Origin of the sequence: Denitrificimonas caeni, from assembly GCF_905120345.1 — a bacterium.
GTDB lineage: Bacteria > Pseudomonadota > Gammaproteobacteria > Pseudomonadales > Pseudomonadaceae > Denitrificimonas > Denitrificimonas caeni_A.
In genome coordinates, this window is sequence record NZ_CAJHOA010000004.1 from 238,036 (window position 1) to 256,417 (window position 18,382).

Below are 18,382 nucleotides of genomic sequence, written 5' to 3' on the forward strand. Positions count from 1 at the left end.
AGATAACCGTCCTTGAACGCTTAGATAACCGTCCTTGCCTAACCAAAAAAAAGACCCATTCGGAGCTTTAGGACGTATTGTAAAAAACACCCGCAAGGGGCGGTTCATCGACTTGTTGTACAGAACCGCTGACACCAATGCTCAGCGCTTCTTTATTAATGGAAATTCCTTTTGACCTACGTGACCACCAGCGACGACTTAACTGCGCTGGCCCGCCACAGGTTTTGCAATAAACTACCATCGATAGCCGATCAACACTACTTGCATGCGGCATAGACTCGACCGTGCCGCACTCTTGCCGGCATCGCTGATAGAGTAACTTACTCGCCGAAGCATACAGTCCGTAATAACGAATGGTATGTAAACCTTTGGGCGGTACATGCTGAAGTAGACGAGTTATAAAATCTATTGGCTTGAGGCGTTGCTGTTTAATGCGCTTGTCACGGTGATCCAGATAACTCATCTTCACCACGTCAGCGGTAACCTGCTTTAACTGTCGTGGATCAACAGGCCCGCCTTTGCAATAACGCGCTAGATAAAGCACCACGCCTTTGCCATGCGCATAGCGCTCTTCAATACGCACACACCAATGCTTTTTGTACAGACTCCGATACATCGACCAAAACTGCGTGGCCGACATTGTTGGTGGCAAAATCAACTCTCCCGCATCAAACGCGGCTTTAATAAAAGACTGCAGCTTGCCACGATAGACCGAGCGAATCACCGCGCTGGGTACGAGGTAACTCCCTAGCGCCTTCCAGTCATTGTTTGAGTCAAGACCGCCCGCAGTCACCAAGCAATGTGTATGCGGGTGAAGTGTTAGTTGCCGTCCCCACGTATGCAGCGCTATTAGAATCCCAGGTGTGACACCGCCATGTCGCTGCTGCACGAGTAATTGCAGTAATGTTTCTTGGCTGGCTTTAAACAGAATCCGAGCAAATAGTGCTTCGTTATAACGCCACAGCGGTAAATACTCATGAGGCAAGGTGAAAATCACATGAAAGTGCGGCACGTCGAGCAAGCGCGCTTTTTGCTTTTCAATCCAGTCAAGGCGTTGCTTATGAGCGCAGACATAACAGCTGCGATGGCGACACGAGTGCAGTTGCTCTATCTCGGCATGGTTTAACTTGCAGCGGTAATAACTGGCACCCAGCGCACGTGTACGGCAATGAGTTAATGCATCAATTGCTTTGAGGTTTTTCAGCGGTTGCTTGGTATTCTTCAGTTAATCAGAGTAACAAGCAAACAGATTTTGTATCGCTCGACTGGACATATCCTTTGTCCTCAGTTGTTATATACACAACTTTAATTTTAATACTCTGCCGCGAAGCGGCTATGTGCAACATTATATTAGTAAGCATGCGCGTTTCGCCGTTAAGCCTACTTGGTTAATTTAACAGTAAGACATTGTTTATACGCAGCTTTTCCGCCCTTAGCAAGACAACTATCTGCAGCAATTCGTGCTTGCTCACATCTCTCTAAGTGAGTGCACATTAACCGCCTTTGCAAAGCGCCAATCCTTTATATTTATTGGCTCACGCTAAGTGCCAAGAGCATTAAGTGTGCATTGTTCAGTGAGAATCTGTGCACTTTACTTTTTAACAGCTACAGTGAGTCATAGAAAGTTGGTTTTGATAAAGGAGTATCAAAATGTCTAGCAGCCCTTTTCTTAATGCTATAAGTCAAGTAATGCGTCAAAAAGGCTATGCGTTAAAAACTGAAAAAACCTATCTGCACTGGATTAAGCGCTTCATCTTTTTTCATAGCAAACAGCACCCACAATAAACAAAAAACTGAGCGCACACACAAGGCATGGCTCAGTTCAATATCAATCATTTGCTGCTAAACGCCTGTATTTAGATCTGCGATTGCAGGTAGTTTTCTAAACCAAGCATTTCGATCAAGCGCAATTGCTTCTCTAGCCAGTAGGTGTGGTCTTCTTCGGTGTCGCGCAATTGCGATAACAACATATCGCGCGAGACGTAATCCTTGTGCTGCTCACACAGCGCCATGGCTTCGGTGAGGTTTTTCTGCACGCTGTATTCGAGGGCTAAATCTTTACGCAGCATCTCGGTTACCCTTGTGCCGTACTCAAAGGCATGCGGGCGCATATCTGGTGTGCCTTCAAGAAACAAAATGCGCCGCAAAATATCATCAGCGTGCTGGGTTTCTTCTTCCATCTCATGATTGATGCGGGTGTACAGATGAGTTAAACCGAAGTCCTCGTAGTACCGCGAATGCACAAAGTACTGATCACGCGCTGCTAACTCACCACGTAACAGCTCGACTAAACACGCAACAACTTCTGGGTGACCTTGCATAGCAACCTCCACTAATAACCAATGCAGCCATCATAAAACAGCAGTGTGCTAAATGCAGGTTTTTATGCTTCGGTACTCATGGCTGCCACAGTTGATATGTACACCGCATCGACACATGCCATTTATATGTCGATGAAACGGCATAATTTCAACATGAGATTTTTATATGTCGATAAAACACAATAATTTCGACATATAAACCTAACATCTTGACGCCATCGACATAAACATCGCGCAATCCAAATCAAAACAACGCCAAGTAAAAATCTGCAGCCAATAAAAAACCCGCCGACTCGTTGACCAAGTCGGCGGGTTCTGTGTCGCGCGATTATCTTACTTTATGTTTGCATACAGCTCGCCGCTGGCGTAACGCTGATACATTTTCTCTAAAGAAATCGGCTTAATTTTTGACGCATTACCAGCTGTACCGAAGGCTTCATAACGAGCGATACAGACATCGCGCATTGCGGTGACGGTTTCTGCGAAGAACTTACGCGGGTCAAACTCGCTTGGGTTAAGCGCCATATGACGACGCATCGCACCGGTTGAGGCTAAACGCAGGTCAGTATCAATGTTGACCTTGCGCACGCCGTGCTTAATGCCTTCAACGATCTCTTCCACAGGCACGCCGTAGGTTTCTTTAATGTCACCGCCGTACTGGTTGATAATCTGCAGCCACTCTTGCGGTACCGAGCTGGAGCCGTGCATCACCAAGTGGGTGTTCGGAATGCGCTTATGGATTTCCTTAATACGCTCGATGGCTAAGGTATCGCCGGTGGGTGGCTTAGTGAATTTGTACGCGCCGTGGCTGGTGCCGATAGCAATCGCCAAAGCATCCACTTTGGTTTTCTGGACAAAATCAGCGGCTTCTTCTGGATCGGTGAGCATTTGCTCCATATCCAAAACGCCTTCTGCGCCGATGCCGTCTTCTTCGCCAGCCATTCCGGTTTCTAAGCTACCTAAGCAGCCGAGCTCACCTTCCACTGACACGCCACAAGCATGGGCTAAGGCAACGGTGCGACGGGTGACGTCGACGTTGTAGTCATAGTCCATGGGTGTTTTGCCGTCTTCACCGAGTGAGCCGTCCATCATCACTGAGGAGAAGCCCAACTGAATCGAGCGCTGGCAAACATCAGGGCTGGTGCCATGGTCTTGGTGCATGCACACCGGAATATGTGGAAACTCTTCGATCGCCGCTAAAATCAGATGACGCAAAAACGGTGCGCCAGCATATTTACGTGCGCCAGCAGAGGCCTGCACGATTACTGGAGAGTCGGTTTTATCCGCAGCTTCCATAATGGCGCGCATTTGTTCTAGGTTGTTGACGTTAAACGCTGGTACGCCGTAGCCAAATTCGGCGGCGTGATCAAGCATTTGACGCATGCTAATAAGAGCCATAATTTTTCCCCGCAAGGTCATTAAAATCTATCCGGCTCACCCTATGTCAGCCGGTTACTGTCAGTTAACACGCAGGCTTCATTAGCCTTTTGCGCGTTCTTCTAAAATAGCTACGGCGGGCAATACTTTGCCTTCCACAAACTCAAGGAAAGCACCGCCACCGGTGGAAATATACGAAATTTTATCCGCAACATTATACTTATCAATCGCTGCCAGCGTATCACCGCCACCGGCGATTGAGAATGCATCGCTTTCAGCAATCGCTTGCGCCAGCACTTTGGTGCCATTGGCAAACTGATCAAACTCAAATACGCCAACTGGACCGTTCCACAGAATGGTTTTTGAGCTTTTCAACAGCTCAGCAAACTGCTTGGCGGTTTCTGGACCAATATCGAGAATCATATCGTCTTCAGCTACATCAGCGACGGCTTTCACTGTGGCTTCTGCGTCGGCAGCAAAGGCTTTGGCGACTACTACATCGACTGGCAATGGCACGCTCACTTTAGCGGCAATCGCTTTAGCTGTATCGATCAAGTCGGCTTCGTAGAGTGATTTTCCTACTGGGAAACCGGCAGCCGCCAAGAAAGTATTGGCAATGCCGCCGCCGACAATCAGCTGATCGCATAAATCAGCCAAGCTGGTCAGTACATCCAGTTTGGTTGACACTTTAGAGCCCGCCACAATCGCAGCCATAGGCTGAGCCGGTGCACCGAGTGCTTTGCCCAGTGCGGCCAGTTCCGCAGATAATAAAGGACCGGCACAGGCCACTTTGGCAAATTTCGCCACGCCGTGAGTTGATCCTTGTGCGCGGTGTGCGGTACCAAAGGCATCCATCACAAACACATCGCATAACGCGGCGTATTGCTGGGCTAAGGCATCGCTGTTTTTCTTTTCGCCGCTGTTAAAACGGACGTTTTCTAGCAGCACAATCTCGCCTGGCGCGACTTCAACACCATTGAGGTAGTCACGCACTAAGGGCACGTCACGGCCTAAGGCTTTGCTCAAGTAAGCAGCCACCGGAGCAAGGCTGTTTTCTTCACTAAACTGGCCTTCATCAGGACGGCCAAGGTGTGAACAAATCATCACTGCCGCGCCTTTTTCCAAGGCTAAACGGATGGTGGGTAACGCCGCCACAATCCGTGCATCACTTTGCACAACACCGTCTTTTACTGGCACGTTCAGATCTTCACGAATCAATACGCGTTGGTTGGTAAGATCAAGGTCGGTCATATTTAACACTGTCATGAATTTCAGTCCTTTACTGAGCGGTTAGTAGTACAGGCAACGTTCAAATAATGTTCAGCCACATCCAGCATTCGGTTGGCAAAGCCCCATTCGTTGTCGAACCAAGCGACAATATTGAGCATGCGCGAGCCACTCATCTGCGTTTGGCTGGCATCAAAAATAGCCGAATGCGGATCGTGGTTAAAGTCACAGCTGGCGTGCGGTAATTCAGTGTAATCAAGCAAGCCGTGCAGCGCACCTTGCGTCGCGGCCTGCTTAAACAGTTGGTTGATTTCTGCAAGCGTGGTGTCACGTTGAGTCTGCACAGTAATATCCAAGCACGAGACGTTTACTGTGGGTACGCGCATGGCTTTGGCTTGAATTTTACCGTTAAGTTCTGGCAACAATCGCTCGATACCGCGGGCTAAACCGGTAGAAACCGGCACCACCGACTGGAATGCTGAGCGTGTACGCCGCAGGTCTTTGTGGTGATAGGCATCGATTACCGGCTGATCATTCATCGCTGAGTGAATGGTATTGATAAACGCATGCTCAATACCTACATTTTGCTCCAATAACTGCAGCAAAGGCACGCCGCAATTGGTGGTGCAAGAAGCATTCGAGACAATCCGCTCGCTGCCGTTTAGGGCCGTATGATTGACCCCATACACGATAGTGGCATCGACATCGGCGGCGCTATCCATCGGCTGCGAGAGCAAGATACGCGGTACGCCAGCATCAAGAAAACGCTGGGCATCGGCGCGTGTGGTGTATTGCCCTGAGCATTCCAGCAATAGATCAATATCCAATGCGGCCCAATCAATCTCTTCAGGCTCGCTGGCACAGAGCACTTGCACGCAGACGCCATCGATATGCAGGCAATCACCATCCACCCGCACTTCGCCGGGAAAGCGTCCGTGGGTCGAGTCAAAACGAGTGAGGTATTCGATACTGGCTTGGTCGGCGACATCATTCAATGCGATGATTTCAAAGTTAGCACCCCCAGGGCGCTCACTTAATGCACGCAACACGCAACGACCGATACGGCCGTATCCATTAAGTGCAACTCGAAATGGGCGTGCAGACATGACAATCCTTTACCAAAAGCTTTACAGAAATAAACCGCGCAGAGCACGAAGCGCTACGCGGTAGAACAATGACACAACTGGCGCTTATTCGTCGTCGAGCAACTCGGCAGCAACGTTGAGTACGTCATCCAGAGTAAAACCAAACATCTCAAACAGCTGATTAGCAGGCGCTGACTCACCGTAGGTGGTCATGCCAATCACACGACCATCGAGGCCAACATACTTGTACCAAAAGTCTGCGTGTGCCGCTTCAATAGCAATCCGCGCGCCGACTTCGATGGGCAATACCGCTTGTTTGTATTCGGCATCTTGCGCATCAAATACGCTGGTGCACGGCATCGATACGACACGGACTTTATGACCTTGCTCAGTCAGTGCGTTATAGGCATTAACTGCCAAGCCCACTTCAGATCCGGTCGAGATCAAGATCAACTCAGGCTCGCCTGCGCAATCTTTTAAGATATAACCACCGCGCTCGATATCAGCAATTTGCTCCGCACTGCGCTCTTGATGATCCAGGTTTTGACGACTGAAGATCAAGGCACTTGGACCCTGTTTACGTTCCAGTGCGTATTTCCACGAGACGGCAGATTCAACCGCATCACAGGGACGCCAAGTATCAAGGTTCGGCGTCGTGCGTAAGCTGGTCAACTGCTCAATCGGCTGGTGGGTTGGACCGTCTTCACCCAAACCAATCGAGTCGTGGGTAAACACATAAAGCACACGCTGCTTCATCAGCGCCGACATACGCACAGCGTTGCGCGCGTATTCCATAAACATCAGGAAGGTTGCGCCGTACGGAATCAAGCCACCGTGCAGGGCCACACCATTCATAATGGCGCTCATACCAAACTCGCGCACACCGTAGAACATGTAGTTACCGGACGCATCAGCGTCAGAGATACCTTTACAACCTTTCCATAACGTCAGGTTAGAGCCAGCGAGGTCAGCTGAACCACCGAGTAACTCAGGCAGTAATGGACCATAGGCATTCAGGCTGTCTTGGCTGGCTTTACGGCTAGCAATGCTTTCGCCTTTGGCCGCTACTTGCGCAATATACTCTGCGGCTTTCTCAGCGAAGTCAGCAGGTAAATCACCGGCCATACGACGCTCAAACTCAGCGGCCAATTCTGGGAACTCGGCAGCATAAGCGGCAAAACGTACATCCCACTGCGCTTCGGCTTTGGCACCGGCTGCGTCTGCGTTCCACTCAGCATAGATATCAGCAGGGATTTCAAACGGACCATGCGGCCAGTTCAACTCTGCGCGAGTTAAGGCAATTTCTTCCGCACCCAATGGCGCACCATGACAAGTTTCTTTACCGCCACGGTTGGGCGAACCAAAACCAATTACGGTTTTGCAGCAGATTAACGTCGGCTTGTCGCTTTCACGCGCTGCTTCAATCGCTACTTCAATTTCGTCAGCATTGTGACCATCAACATTGCGAATCACATGCCAGCCGTAGGCTTCAAAGCGACGTGGGGTGTCATCACTGAACCAGCCCTGCACCTGACCATCAATGGAAATACCATTGTCATCATAAAATGCAGTCAGTTTATTCAGGCCTAAGGTTCCTGCTAATGAGCAGACTTCATGGGAAATACCTTCCATTAAGCAGCCATCACCCAAGAACACGTAGGTTTGGTGATCAACAATGTCATGCTTGGGACGGTTAAACTGCGCCGCCATGACTTTTTCAGCTAAAGCAAAACCGACCGCATTGGCTAAACCCTGACCCAATGGACCAGTAGTGGTTTCTACGCCTGCGGTATAACCATATTCAGGGTGACCTGGGGTACGGCTGTGCAATTGGCGGAAGTTTTTTAAATCATCCAGATTGACGTCATAACCGGTCAGATGCAGTAGCGAATACAGCAACATTGAACCGTGGCCGTTGGACAGGACAAAGCGGTCACGGTCTAACCATTGTGGATTTTTTGGATTGTGCTTCAGATGATCACGCCACAGAACTTCGGCGATATCCGCCATACCCATTGGGGCACCCGGGTGGCCACTGTTGGCTTTTTGCACAGCATCCATGCTGAGGGCGCGAATGGCATTGGCTCGCTCACGACGGCTGGGCATTACTGAATCTCCTGACGCTAAAATTAAAATAAAGACGGCTATTTTCGCCCACCTAAACGCAGGGGGCAACGTTTGCAGTAAAGCAAAGGCGCAATTATAACGGATAACCACAGAGAAGGCGGCATTAAAGACAGCGTAAAGTTACACAGGCACTGGAGGATGTAGAGTGTGAAGCAGGCTTTATCGTGTTGCTGGAGGCGTTTTAAATCATCAGCAGGCAAGGCACAACAGCCTTACGCAAGGCGCAAAGCTGTTGTTGTGAGGCGTTTCACAGTCCGGCAGCAGCGCGTAATGATTCAGCGCGGTCGGTTTTTTCCCATGTAAATGCGGTAAAGGTGTCATCCCCGACCGTCATTTCGTACGGCGTACGACCGAAGTGGCCGTATGACGCAGTGGCTTGGTACATCGGGTGCAACAAGTCGAGCATATTAGTAATGGCGTATGGACGCAGGTCAAACACGTCACGTACCAGCTTGATGATTTGCTCATCGCTGATTTTACCCGTACCAAAGGTATTCAAAGAGATTGAAGTCGGCTGTGCCACACCAATCGCGTATGAAACCTGAATTTCGCAACGCTCAGCTAAACCAGCCGCGACGATATTTTTCGCCACATAACGGCCCGCATAGGCCGCACTACGGTCTACTTTCGATGGATCTTTACCCGAGAATGCACCACCACCGTGGCGCGCCATACCACCGTAGGTATCCACGATAATCTTACGGCCGGTTAAACCACAGTCACCCACTGGGCCACCGATGACAAACTTACCGGTTGGGTTGATGTGGTATTGAGTATCTTTGTGCAACAATTCAGCAGGTAGTGTGTGCTTAACAATCAGCTCCATCACTGCTTCTTCGAGATCTTTTTGCGACACATCAGGACCGTGCTGAGTGGACAGTACCACCGCATCAATACCGACAACCTTGCCATTCTCATAACGACAAGTCACTTGACTCTTTGCATCAGGACGCAACCAAGGCAGCACACCAGTTTTACGGGCTTCAGCTTGACGCTCCATTAAGCGGTGGGCAAAAGTAATAGGTGCAGGCATTAGTACGTCGGTTTCATTGCTGGCATAACCAAACATTAAACCTTGGTCGCCAGCACCCTGATCTTCTGGGCTGACGCGGTCAACACCCTGAGCGATTTCTGCAGACTGCTTACCAATAATATTGATAATGCCGCAGGTGGCGCCGTCATAACCGACATCTGAACTGTTATAGCCGATATCAATAATAACATCGCGCACCAGCTGCTCTAAATCAATCCACGCATTGGTGGTGATTTCGCCAGCAACAATCGCCACACCGGTTTTCACCAATGTTTCGCAGGCTACACGTGCTTGTTTGTCTTCAGTAATGATGGCATCTAACACTGCATCAGAAATTTGGTCTGCAATCTTATCGGGATGCCCTTCAGATACAGATTCAGAAGTAAAAATCGAATATTCGCTCATGTCGGTTCCTTTAACTACCGGTGCGTGAGAGTGCTTCGTGAATCCGGCTTGGCAAAATGCCGCAGCTGAATTTGAAAGCCGTTTTTTAAACCCAAGTAAAGACTTTCACTGGGTATCAGTCCTGCGGCATTGGCCCACAAGGCCAGTTCATCCTGATCAAAACCTAACCATAGATCGCCGCAGGCCTGCTTGGCCCAATCTTGGTCGTGACGGCATAACTCTGTGATCAATAAACTGCCACCCGGCTTGAGCAATCGCGCCAATAAGCACAAAGCATCGGCTGGTGCTGCAAAATGGTGCAAGACCATATTGACCACAACACAATCTGCGGCGACGACGTCATCATGCAACGCATCCGCCAGTTGTAATTCGACATTCTGTAAACCATGCTTCACGCAGGCTTGTCGCGCCAGCTCAAGCATTTGCGGGCTGTTATCCAGCGCACGTACGTGTTGAAAACGGCTGGACAATTCTGCTAAAAAGCCACCGTCGCCGGGGCCCACTTCAATAGCCGTTGCCTCTGCTGAGAAAGTTAGTGAGTCCAACAACGCTAACAAACTGTCGCGAAACTGCGGCAAACCAGCGATTAAATCTTGGCGACTTTGAAAATCACCGGCCATACGCTCAAAAAACTCTTGGCTGGCCTCAGCACGCTGGGCATGCACATGTTTAATCCGTAAGGTGACATCCGCCGGTATCGGTAACTCATCTAAACTGCTCAACAGCGCATGATGCAGCCGCTCATCAGGACTCTGATTCTGCGGCAAGCTGCGACGATAAAAAATCGCATTGCCTTCACGCCGTGAGGTGACTAAACCGGCTTGAGTCAGCACTTTTAAATGATGACTGATCCCTGACTGGCCCGTGGCAAAAATATGGGCCAGCTCTAACACACCAAAAGAGTCATTACTTAAAGCACGCAATATATTCAGGCGCAAAGGTTCACCGGCCGCTTTACAAAAGGCAGCTAAGGCATCACTCGGACTGAAGATGGGGAATTGCGTTACGGTGCTCATAGGTTGCGCAGTTTAAACGCTGAAGATGAACGCAGCAACACCTATATCAACAAAAGTTGATATAGGTTAAAATTGTAAGGCGAGCTTTAGTACGCTAACCATCGGAACTGCACCGACAATTGTGTTGTTTTATGCATAACAGCTGCGAACTATTCATCATTTCGTCACTCTAAGTCGCTATAAAGTTGTTACACCGCAAACATGGAGTTGCATTATGTCTACCCTAAATGAATTGGCTGAACAGATCAGTTACCTCTACCCCCTTGAAGACACCCGTTATGGCATCCGCTATAGAATCGTCGATCAACTCGGCGGCACGACCGAGCTTGAGGCCGTTAGTGGTCAGCCGCGCTACGTTCCCACTCAGGCTCTTAAGGATCAAAGACTCTGGCGTAACCAAGCTTAAGCAGCAGACTGCTTGCCGTTTGTCGCATCTTGTGCCAGCCTAAAACTTTGCTTTACGGTTACTATCCAACCACCTGACTGGCGCAAGGATCATCTATGGGTTCGATCTCTTTAAGTCATTCTCTACGCCGTTTATGGGCATTAGAGCGCTTTGGTCCAAGCTTGCGTTTTTTTATCGCACTCGCTGGCTCAATGACCTGGTGCTGGTATAACGCCCAAATGGAATTGCTCACGCCGTTGTTTCTTGGCGTGATTGCCAGCGCCTTAGCTGAATCAGATGACAGCTGGCAAGGTCGGCTGTTTTCGCTGTGCGTCACTCTGGTCTGTTTTTTCTTCACCTCAGTCGCGGTGGAGTTGCTCTACCCTTATAAATGGCTGTTTATTAGCGCGTTATGTACCGCCACCTTCTGCCTAATTATGCTGGGGGCTCTTGGCGAGCGCTATGCCACTGTCGCCTATGCCACGTTGATTCTGGCGATTTACACCATGATTGGCTTAGAACAAAGCCGCGACGTTTTAGTATCGCTCTGGCAGCAGCCGATGCTTTTGGTGATCGGCGCAGCCATCTACGGTGTGCTCTCAGTTATTTGGTACGGAGTCTTTTCTCAGCAGCCTCTACAACACAGTTTGGCGCGCTTATTTCGTGAACAATGCAATTATTTAAAAGCCAAATCAGCGCTATTTGAGCCATTGCGCAATATGGATATTGAAGGTCATCGTTTGGCGATTGCGCGGCAAAATAGCCATGTCGTAGCCGCTTTAAATGATACCAAAACCATTATTCTGCATCGCGTCGATGGTCGCGGCAGCAGCAAGGTCAATCGCTATTTAAAGCTGTATTTTCTCGCTCAAGATATTCACGAACGCGCCAGCTCCTCCCACTACCCCTACCAAGAACTGTCGCAAGCGTTTTTTCATAGCGATGTCTTGTTTCGCTGTTTACGCTTACTGCGCCAACAAGGTGATGGCTGTAAAGCGCTGGCCAAAGCCATTGAGTTGCGTCAACCCTTTGATTACGGCGGCGGTCATAGCGCCGCACTAGAAGATTTACAAGGCGCGATTGCCTACCTAAAACAACAAAATAATCCCGAGTGGCGCGACTTATTACGCTCGCTGCGCGCGCTGGCTAACAACCTCAGCACCTTAGATCATTTGCTGCGCGATGCCGCCAACCCCGATGTTATTGCATTAACTAAAAACGATACTATTTTTGATCGTGACCCAAAAACCCTTAAAGAAGCCTTTGAGCGTATCCGTCAACATTTTAGTATTCACTCGCTATTGTTTCGCCATGCTTTACGCTTAAGCATTGCCGTCGCTGTCTGCTATGGCGTGATGCAAATACTGCATCCCGATCAAGGTTATTGGATCTTATTAACCACCCTCTTTGTCTGCCGACCCAATTACGGCGCCACCCGTATTCGTCTAGTCGAACGCATTATTGGCACCATCTTAGGGCTGGGTGGCAGCTGGGTGCTATTTGAACTGTTTCCCGAACTCTGGGTGCAAGCATTGATCGCAGTAGCTGCTGGCGTTGCCTACTTTGCCACGCGCACCACCCATTACAAGCTTTCCACCGCGTTTATTACCTTAATGGTGCTGTTCTGTTTTAACCAAATCGGTGATGGCTATAACTTATTTTTACCACGTTTAACTGACACGTTAATTGGCAGTGCGATTGCTGGGTTAGCCGTATTTTTTATTTTACCGGACTGGCAAGGTCGCCGTTTAAATGTAGTACTGGCACAAACCTTACGCAGCAACGGCCGCTATTTAAAACAAATCATGCTCGAGTACACCCAAGGTAAAACCGATGATATGGCCTACCGTGTCGCCCGCCGCGATGCACATAATGCTGATGCGGCGCTGTCGAGTACGCTGACCAATATGCTTAAAGAGCCTGGCTATTTTCGTAAACAAACGGATATCGGCTTCCGCTTTTTACTGCTCTCGCATACCTTGCTCAGTTACATCTCCGCGCTGGGTGCACACCGCGAAAAACTGGCAGATGCACCAACCTACCCACTGCTAAATCAAGAAGCACAGCTGCTCGCCGACAGTTTTGAGCAGATTGCAGAGAAATTGATTAAGCGCCAACCGGTTGAAGTGCACAGTGATATCGAGCAACAACAGTCCTATCGTTTGCGTGATTTACCCGAAGAAGAGGATGACACCTTGCGCCTCTTGCAAACGCAACTGCTATTAATCAGTCAGCAACTGGGTTCGATTCGCACCTTAGCCGCACACATCTTAAACAAAAGCTAAACACGCGCAGGATCAGCAGCGCCGAGCCGCCAGAAATCTTGCCCCTCGTGCTGGCCCCGACGCAAAGGGTTTTTAGTGCAATAAGCTGCGTAATCAGCATCGACAAAGCGATAGGGTAAATGCTCATCACGTCCTTGGCTAATGCCTAAACGACGTGCTTGAATAATCTCTTGTGGACGCAGCCCGCAGTCGTCAACGTAAAAGCACTGTGAGTCAAAACGTTGGTTATCCCACTCGGGCACCTTTAAGCCTAAGCTTTTACACAGTAAGGTTTGTCCACTACAGAGTTTATGCACAGGCCGTGGTTGGCCTTGGCGATCGGGGTTATTGGCTTGCAATATGCTCAAGGTCGACTCGGGTGATAACGCATCAAAATATGGATAACCCGATTTAATCAACACCGCATTACCCGGGCCTTGAGCACTGAAATTCAACGAATCGCCACCGCGTGAATAGTACATATAGATGGTGCCACCATCCTTAAACAAGGCTTGGCGCTTCTCGGTATAGCCCAACGAAGCATGACTGCCTTTATCGGTGAGCAGATAGGCTTCTGTTTCAATAATCCGCACACTGAGCCACACACCCTGATGGCAATAGCGAATGACCTTACCGAGCAAGGCAAGAGCCAGTTCGAGCGCGGGGCGATTAAAGAATGAATCTGGGAGCATAAGAACCTCTAAAACATGCCGCACGACCTACCTATTTTAAGCTCTCGCTAGATTTTACCTCAGGGTATGCTTGTAATAGGTGCGGTGAGTAACGCTGTGTTGCGACAAAATCAACTATTTTAGCGAGCGTGTCGAGCTGTCCTTCAGTACCTATTAGGCGCGGATGATCTCACGTAAACAGTCCTGCAGCGCAGAGAGAATCTATCGCACTCTCTACGCTGCAGCTCACCTAAGCTCTGTTACTGCTCTTCAGCACCCACTTGAATCACTAATTTACCAAAATTACTGCCTTGCAATAAGCCGATAAAAGCTTGTGGAGCATTGGCTAAGCCAACCACGCGATGCTCACGATAAGTGATTTTCTTATTGGCCAACCATTGCTGCATATCCTTACTAAACTCGGGATAACGTGGCGCGTAATCATCAAAAATGATAAAGCCTTGCATCGTTAAACGTTTCGTTAAAATGGTTCGCATCAACAGTGCCAAGCGATCGGGGCCTGGCTCTAAAGCAGTGGCATTGTAATGCGCAATCAGACCACACACGGGGATACGTGCCTTAGTATTGAGCAGGGGTAAGACGGCATCAAAAACTTTACCGCCGACATTCTCGTAATAAACATCAATACCTTGCGGACAGGCCTGAGCTAACTGCTCTGCAAAGTCTGGCGCATGGTGATCAATACAGGCATCAAAGCCTTGTACGTCAACAGCATATTGGCATTTTTCCACACCACCAGCGACACCCACTACACGGCAGCCTTTGATCTTAGCGATTTGCCCAACCGTCGCGCCCACCGGCCCTGTTGCCGCCGCAACCACCAAGGTTTCACCCGCTTGTGGGCGACCAATATCCAGCAAGCCCATATAAGCAGTAAAACCAGGCATACCTAAAATACCCAGCGCATAGGATGGATTCTTCGGGGCGTTACCCAGGGGCATCAAATCAGAACCATCACTGAGAGCGTAATCTTGCCAGCCTGTGTTCGCCAGTACCCAATCACCTGCAGCAAATTTTTCATGCTTGGAGCTCACGACACGGCTGACTGTCGCCCCGACCATGACATCATCGACCGCCACCGGTGCCGCATAGGACGGACCATCACTCATACGACCACGCATGTAAGGGTCCAGTGATAAATACACCGTACGCAGTAAGACTTGGCCTTCTGCTGGCGTTGGAATGGCCTGCTCTTCGAGGTGGAAATTCGCTGGCGTTGGCGCGCCATGTGGGCGTGAAGCCAAAACGATACGACGATTACTTTGTGTTGACTGGGTCATACAAGTTTCCTCAAATAACATTAAAGACTGGCTTCAAGCACACGACGGCTGACCGTCAGATCAATATCTTGGCGCTCGCCCAACTGCTGCATACCATGCTGCTCAAGTTGTTTCAGTACAGTTTCAACGGCCGCTTGCTCAAGGTTGTAATCTTTAAGACGCGTTTTTACCCCGAGGGTTTCAAAAAATGCACGGGTCTGCTCAATGGCAGCAGTAATACGCTGCTCTTCATCACCTTCACGCAGGTTCCAAACACGCTCGGCGTACTGCAATAACTTCTCACGTTTAGCGTCGCGGCGCTCTTGCATCATCGAGGGCAAAATAACCGCTAGGGTTTGCGCATGATCCAAGGCATACAAGGCTGTTAGCTCATGGCCAATTAAGTGTGTTGACCAATCCTGTGGTACGCCAGCACCAATCAAACCATTGAGCGCTAAGGTCGCCACCCACATTAAGTTCGCACGCACCTCGTAATCATCCGGCTGGCTCAGCGCCAATGGACCTTGCTCGACTAAGGTTTGCAGTAAACCTTCAGCAAAACGGTCTTGCACCGGTGCGTTGACCGGATAGGTTAGATATTGCTCAATGACGTGAACAAAAGCATCCACCACACCGTTGGCCACTTGGCGCTCGGGCAAGGTAAAGCTTTTGCTTGGATCTAGAATAGAGAACTTAGGGAAGACCAAATTACTATGGAAAGGTAGTTTCGCCTGCAGTGAGCGACGGGTGATCACACTACCGTTATTCATTTCTGAACCTGTTGCAGCCAGCGTCAACACCGTGCCAATCGGCAAGGCTTGTTCGATATCACGACCACTGTTGAGCAAAATATTCCACGGCTCATCTGAGTAAGGCACAGCAGCAGCAACAAATTTAGTGCCATCAATCACTGAACCACCGCCGACTGCCAGTAAGAAATCAATCTTCTCCTCACGTACAATTTGCACCGCTTCCATTAATTTCTCATAGGTTGGGTTCGCTTCAACACCGCCAAACAAAAAGACCTGTCGATCACCTAAGGCTTTTTTCACTTCATCTAAGGTACCGGTACGTTGCGCGCTTTGCCCACCAAACAGCACCATAACCTTGGCCTCTGCTGGTACTAAACTGTCTAATTTAGCAATGCGTCCTTCACCAAAGCTGATTTGTGTCGGGTTGTAAAAATCAAAATTAAGCATGGTATAAGTGACTCCTGGTTAAGGGTAACGATGGCCTTCAAATTAGACCAGTCGTATATTTTCAATATAAAAGAAGATCTGCAGCAAGCAGGCCCATACATCTCAACGACCCAGCAGGACCCTACGGGTCATGTGCAGCGCTTGCTCCATTGGCACACTGGTGCGATGCAATTTAGCCAGCAAGCTGGCGCCCAACCACACTTGATAGAGCATCACTGCCGTGGCCGGTGCATCAGTCACGATCAAAGAGCCATCGACTTGGCCCGCACGTATACAATCAGACAGCTGTTCAATAACTTTATCAGTGCCGTCACGCAGGGTTAAGCGCATTGCTTCTGATAAATCAGCAACTTCCGCGCTCAACTTGACGACTAAGCATTTTTGATCGTGGCAGACACCACTATTACACAGCAACCATTGCTGCCAATAGTCCAGCAAACGCTCAGCAACCGGTCTGCTCGAATCATTAAAAAGCTGTTTTTGCAACTCTAAATAGGCAGAAAAATAGGCTTCCAGCACTGCCTGACCGTACAATTCTTTGGATGGGAAATAATGATAAAACGACCCTTTAGGCACACCTGCGGTGCGTAAGATTTCATTTAGACCCACACCAGAGAAACCCTTAGCAGCCATAATTTGATGGCCGATTTCGAGTAAATGCTCGCGAGTATTATCATAAGAAGTTTTCATAGCCGTTAGAATAAACAAAAACAGACCGGTCGTCTAGTAAAATAAACACACGCAAGATACCGGCGAATACAGTCCTCGCTCGCTCATGCAAATACATCAGGATTAAAATCCATACGATCCGAAACAAACAGCCAAGAATTCACTTAAGCACGGCATGACAACAGCTATACTGCACAATATTATTTTATCTACTTAAAGGATTTGTCATGCACATGCTCCGCAATGGTTTGTTTATGCTACTTACCGCCGCCTTATTAATGGCCTGTTCAGCCAGCAACTCACCAGAGAAGGTGGCTCAAGACTATATTAATGCAGTGCTGGCCAACGATATTAATGGCGTGATGAGCACCTTACATATTCAAGCGGACGCGCCCAAAGAGCAAGATGCACTGATTCGCGGCAAACTCAGCATATTATTGGCTGACACCAGCACTCGAGTGATTCGTTTAGGTGGAGTGAAAAAAATTACCTACTCAAAACCTGAATACAATGCCGATAAAACACGTGCCAACCTCGTTGCAATCATCCGCTATAAAAATGATAACGCACCCAACAAAGAAGAACATATTGCGCTGGTCAAAACCGATGACGGCTGGAAAGTTTCGTTGTAAGACGAGTCAGCCAGTGAGTGTCAGTGTTTTATGCTAAACAGTTCGGCACGCATAGCTCAATACTCGGTGCGCAGCCTACTCGTGCTGGTTGCTATGTTGGCGTTGGCCACGCTGCTGTATATCGCTCAAGCGCTCGCCGTACGCCAACCATGGTCGCTACCAGTCCTGCCGCCGTTAGCGGTGGGTGATTGGGTGTTTCGCTTAGGGACGTCAGCTGAAAGCCAAATTATCCAGAGCCTCAGCATGGGTGAGTTTTCGCATATGGGTATGGTCGTCAGTCTGCAGCCAGAGCCCTTGATCGTGCATGCCACCACTGATGATGATCCGCTGCGCAGCAATCAAGTATTGGCTTCAACCCTCAGTGACTTTCTTGATCCAGCGCTGGCTCGCAGCTTTGCCATTGCGCGGCCTGTGTTTGTTACTGAGCAGGAAAGCCAGCGCGCAGCCACCTGGTTACTTAAACAACTGCAGCGACCCTTTGTTCTCGCCGAACGCAACACTGAGCATCTGTATTGCACGACTTTATTAGCGGATGCTCTGCGGCATACCGCGACAACTTTTCACCCAGAGTGGCAGCAGATAAACGCACCTTTACTCAGTGGCGAGTACTTGTTTCCCAGCGCTTTTGCTAATTACCCAGAGATTGAGTGGTTGTACCGCTCTAGCGATAAGCAGCAGCCTTAATAAAAAA

The 18,382-nt window shown here is 49.3% G+C and carries 17 protein-coding genes; 5 read left to right on the plus strand and 12 right to left on the minus strand.

Translation table 11 applies throughout. The annotated features are described in order from the left end of the window. Positions 1 to 67 precede the first annotated feature (67 nt). Positions 68 to 1,225 carry an IS91 family transposase gene (locus JYJ62_RS09230; protein ID WP_420042837.1) on the minus strand — a complete coding sequence of 386 codons (1,158 nt, stop codon included), beginning with the start codon at positions 1,223 to 1,225 and terminating at the stop codon, positions 68 to 70. A 425-nt stretch (positions 1,226 to 1,650) separates the two neighbouring features. Here JYJ62_RS09230 and JYJ62_RS09240 point away from each other — a divergent pair, with 425 nt between their 5' ends. Next, positions 1,651 to 1,785, plus strand: coding sequence for a phage integrase N-terminal SAM-like domain-containing protein (locus tag JYJ62_RS09240; RefSeq protein ID WP_269751408.1), 135 nt, complete (start codon positions 1,651 to 1,653; stop codon positions 1,783 to 1,785). A 71-nt stretch (positions 1,786 to 1,856) separates the two neighbouring features. On the opposite strand, the gene bfr is transcribed toward JYJ62_RS09240, so the two are convergent. The 7 genes from bfr to JYJ62_RS09275 all read right to left on the minus strand — a co-directional run bounded on the left by bfr (position 1,857) and on the right by JYJ62_RS09275 (position 10,591). Next, positions 1,857 to 2,321 carry a bacterioferritin gene (bfr, locus tag JYJ62_RS09245; RefSeq protein WP_205341922.1) on the minus strand — a complete coding sequence of 155 codons (465 nt, stop codon included), beginning with the start codon at positions 2,319 to 2,321 and terminating at the stop codon, positions 1,857 to 1,859. A gap of 333 nt (positions 2,322 to 2,654) precedes the next feature. Further along, positions 2,655 to 3,719 carry a class II fructose-bisphosphate aldolase gene (gene fba / locus JYJ62_RS09250; protein ID WP_205341923.1) on the minus strand — a complete coding sequence of 355 codons (1,065 nt, stop codon included), beginning with the start codon at positions 3,717 to 3,719 and terminating at the stop codon, positions 2,655 to 2,657. 81 nt (positions 3,720 to 3,800) lie between these two features. After that, on the minus strand, positions 3,801 to 4,964 hold the full coding sequence (locus JYJ62_RS09255; RefSeq protein ID WP_205341924.1) for a phosphoglycerate kinase: 1,164 nt from the start codon (positions 4,962 to 4,964) through the stop codon (positions 3,801 to 3,803). A 5-nt stretch (positions 4,965 to 4,969) separates the two neighbouring features. Beyond that, positions 4,970 to 6,031 carry an erythrose-4-phosphate dehydrogenase gene (gene epd, locus JYJ62_RS09260; RefSeq protein WP_205341925.1) on the minus strand — a complete coding sequence of 354 codons (1,062 nt, stop codon included), beginning with the start codon at positions 6,029 to 6,031 and terminating at the stop codon, positions 4,970 to 4,972. 84 nt (positions 6,032 to 6,115) lie between these two features. Next, positions 6,116 to 8,116 carry a transketolase gene (gene tkt / locus JYJ62_RS09265; protein ID WP_205341926.1) on the minus strand — a complete coding sequence of 667 codons (2,001 nt, stop codon included), beginning with the start codon at positions 8,114 to 8,116 and terminating at the stop codon, positions 6,116 to 6,118. 268 nt (positions 8,117 to 8,384) lie between these two features. Beyond that, a complete protein-coding gene (metK, locus tag JYJ62_RS09270; protein ID WP_205341927.1) occupies positions 8,385 to 9,575 on the minus strand; it encodes a methionine adenosyltransferase in 1,191 nt (396 codons plus the stop codon). A 14-nt stretch (positions 9,576 to 9,589) separates the two neighbouring features. Continuing rightward, the gene (locus tag JYJ62_RS09275) at positions 9,590 to 10,591 is read right to left on the minus strand and encodes an ArsR/SmtB family transcription factor (protein ID WP_205341928.1); all 1,002 of its coding nucleotides are present in this window, start codon (positions 10,589 to 10,591) and stop codon (positions 9,590 to 9,592) included. A gap of 214 nt (positions 10,592 to 10,805) precedes the next feature. On the opposite strand from JYJ62_RS09275, the gene JYJ62_RS09280 reads away from it, so the two are divergent. Further along, positions 10,806 to 10,997: a hypothetical protein gene (locus tag JYJ62_RS09280; RefSeq protein ID WP_205341929.1), complete on the plus strand. Its 192-nt coding sequence runs from the start codon at positions 10,806 to 10,808 to the stop codon at positions 10,995 to 10,997. A 95-nt stretch (positions 10,998 to 11,092) separates the two neighbouring features. Further along, complete coding sequence (gene yccS, locus JYJ62_RS09285) at positions 11,093 to 13,261, plus strand: YccS family putative transporter (protein ID WP_205341930.1); 2,169 nt, start codon at positions 11,093 to 11,095, stop codon at positions 13,259 to 13,261. Here yccS and JYJ62_RS09290 read toward each other — a convergent pair. The 4 genes from JYJ62_RS09290 to JYJ62_RS09305 form a co-directional block, all read right to left on the minus strand. Continuing rightward, complete coding sequence (locus tag JYJ62_RS09290; RefSeq protein WP_205341931.1) at positions 13,258 to 13,932, minus strand: DNA-3-methyladenine glycosylase; 675 nt, start codon at positions 13,930 to 13,932, stop codon at positions 13,258 to 13,260. The two genes, yccS and JYJ62_RS09290, sit on opposite strands and share 4 nt — an antisense overlap. A gap of 239 nt (positions 13,933 to 14,171) precedes the next feature. Continuing rightward, positions 14,172 to 15,212 carry an NADP-dependent oxidoreductase gene (locus JYJ62_RS09295; RefSeq protein WP_205341932.1) on the minus strand — a complete coding sequence of 347 codons (1,041 nt, stop codon included), beginning with the start codon at positions 15,210 to 15,212 and terminating at the stop codon, positions 14,172 to 14,174. Between the two features lie 20 nt (positions 15,213 to 15,232). Continuing rightward, on the minus strand, positions 15,233 to 16,390 hold the full coding sequence (locus JYJ62_RS09300; protein WP_205341933.1) for an iron-containing alcohol dehydrogenase: 1,158 nt from the start codon (positions 16,388 to 16,390) through the stop codon (positions 15,233 to 15,235). 102 nt (positions 16,391 to 16,492) lie between these two features. After that, entirely contained in the window at positions 16,493 to 17,080 is a 588-nt protein-coding gene (locus JYJ62_RS09305) for a TetR/AcrR family transcriptional regulator (protein WP_205341934.1), read from the minus strand. Between the two features lie 206 nt (positions 17,081 to 17,286). Here JYJ62_RS09305 and JYJ62_RS09310 point away from each other — a divergent pair, with 206 nt between their 5' ends. Together JYJ62_RS09310 and JYJ62_RS09315 are read left to right on the plus strand one after the other, a co-directional pair. Next, entirely contained in the window at positions 17,287 to 17,691 is a 405-nt protein-coding gene (locus tag JYJ62_RS09310; protein WP_205341935.1) for a DUF4878 domain-containing protein, read from the plus strand. Between the two features lie 30 nt (positions 17,692 to 17,721). Then, on the plus strand, positions 17,722 to 18,375 hold the full coding sequence (locus JYJ62_RS09315) for a YiiX/YebB-like N1pC/P60 family cysteine hydrolase (protein WP_205341936.1): 654 nt from the start codon (positions 17,722 to 17,724) through the stop codon (positions 18,373 to 18,375). Positions 18,376 to 18,382: the final 7 nt, after the last annotated feature.

Coding starts and splice junctions, on each gene's coding strand:
- fba (WP_205341923.1), bottom strand. CDS start 3,719: ATGGCTCTTATTAGCATGCGTCAAATGCTTGATCACGCCGCCGAATTT.
- JYJ62_RS09275 (WP_205341928.1), bottom strand. CDS start 10,591: ATGAGCACCGTAACGCAATTCCCCATCTTCAGTCCGAGTGATGCCTTA.
- yccS (WP_205341930.1), top strand. CDS start 11,093: ATGGGTTCGATCTCTTTAAGTCATTCTCTACGCCGTTTATGGGCATTA.
- tkt (WP_205341926.1), bottom strand. CDS start 8,116: ATGCCCAGCCGTCGTGAGCGAGCCAATGCCATTCGCGCCCTCAGCATG.
- JYJ62_RS09315 (WP_205341936.1), top strand. CDS start 17,722: ATGCTAAACAGTTCGGCACGCATAGCTCAATACTCGGTGCGCAGCCTA.
- JYJ62_RS09280 (WP_205341929.1), top strand. CDS start 10,806: ATGTCTACCCTAAATGAATTGGCTGAACAGATCAGTTACCTCTACCCC.
- JYJ62_RS09240 (WP_269751408.1), top strand. CDS start 1,651: ATGTCTAGCAGCCCTTTTCTTAATGCTATAAGTCAAGTAATGCGTCAA.
- JYJ62_RS09300 (WP_205341933.1), bottom strand. CDS start 16,390: ATGCTTAATTTTGATTTTTACAACCCGACACAAATCAGCTTTGGTGAA.
- epd (WP_205341925.1), bottom strand. CDS start 6,031: ATGTCTGCACGCCCATTTCGAGTTGCACTTAATGGATACGGCCGTATC.
- JYJ62_RS09290 (WP_205341931.1), bottom strand. CDS start 13,932: ATGCTCCCAGATTCATTCTTTAATCGCCCCGCGCTCGAACTGGCTCTT.
- JYJ62_RS09255 (WP_205341924.1), bottom strand. CDS start 4,964: ATGACAGTGTTAAATATGACCGACCTTGATCTTACCAACCAACGCGTA.
- bfr (WP_205341922.1), bottom strand. CDS start 2,321: ATGCAAGGTCACCCAGAAGTTGTTGCGTGTTTAGTCGAGCTGTTACGT.
- JYJ62_RS09305 (WP_205341934.1), bottom strand. CDS start 17,080: ATGAAAACTTCTTATGATAATACTCGCGAGCATTTACTCGAAATCGGC.
- JYJ62_RS09295 (WP_205341932.1), bottom strand. CDS start 15,212: ATGACCCAGTCAACACAAAGTAATCGTCGTATCGTTTTGGCTTCACGC.
- metK (WP_205341927.1), bottom strand. CDS start 9,575: ATGAGCGAATATTCGATTTTTACTTCTGAATCTGTATCTGAAGGGCAT.
- JYJ62_RS09310 (WP_205341935.1), top strand. CDS start 17,287: ATGCACATGCTCCGCAATGGTTTGTTTATGCTACTTACCGCCGCCTTA.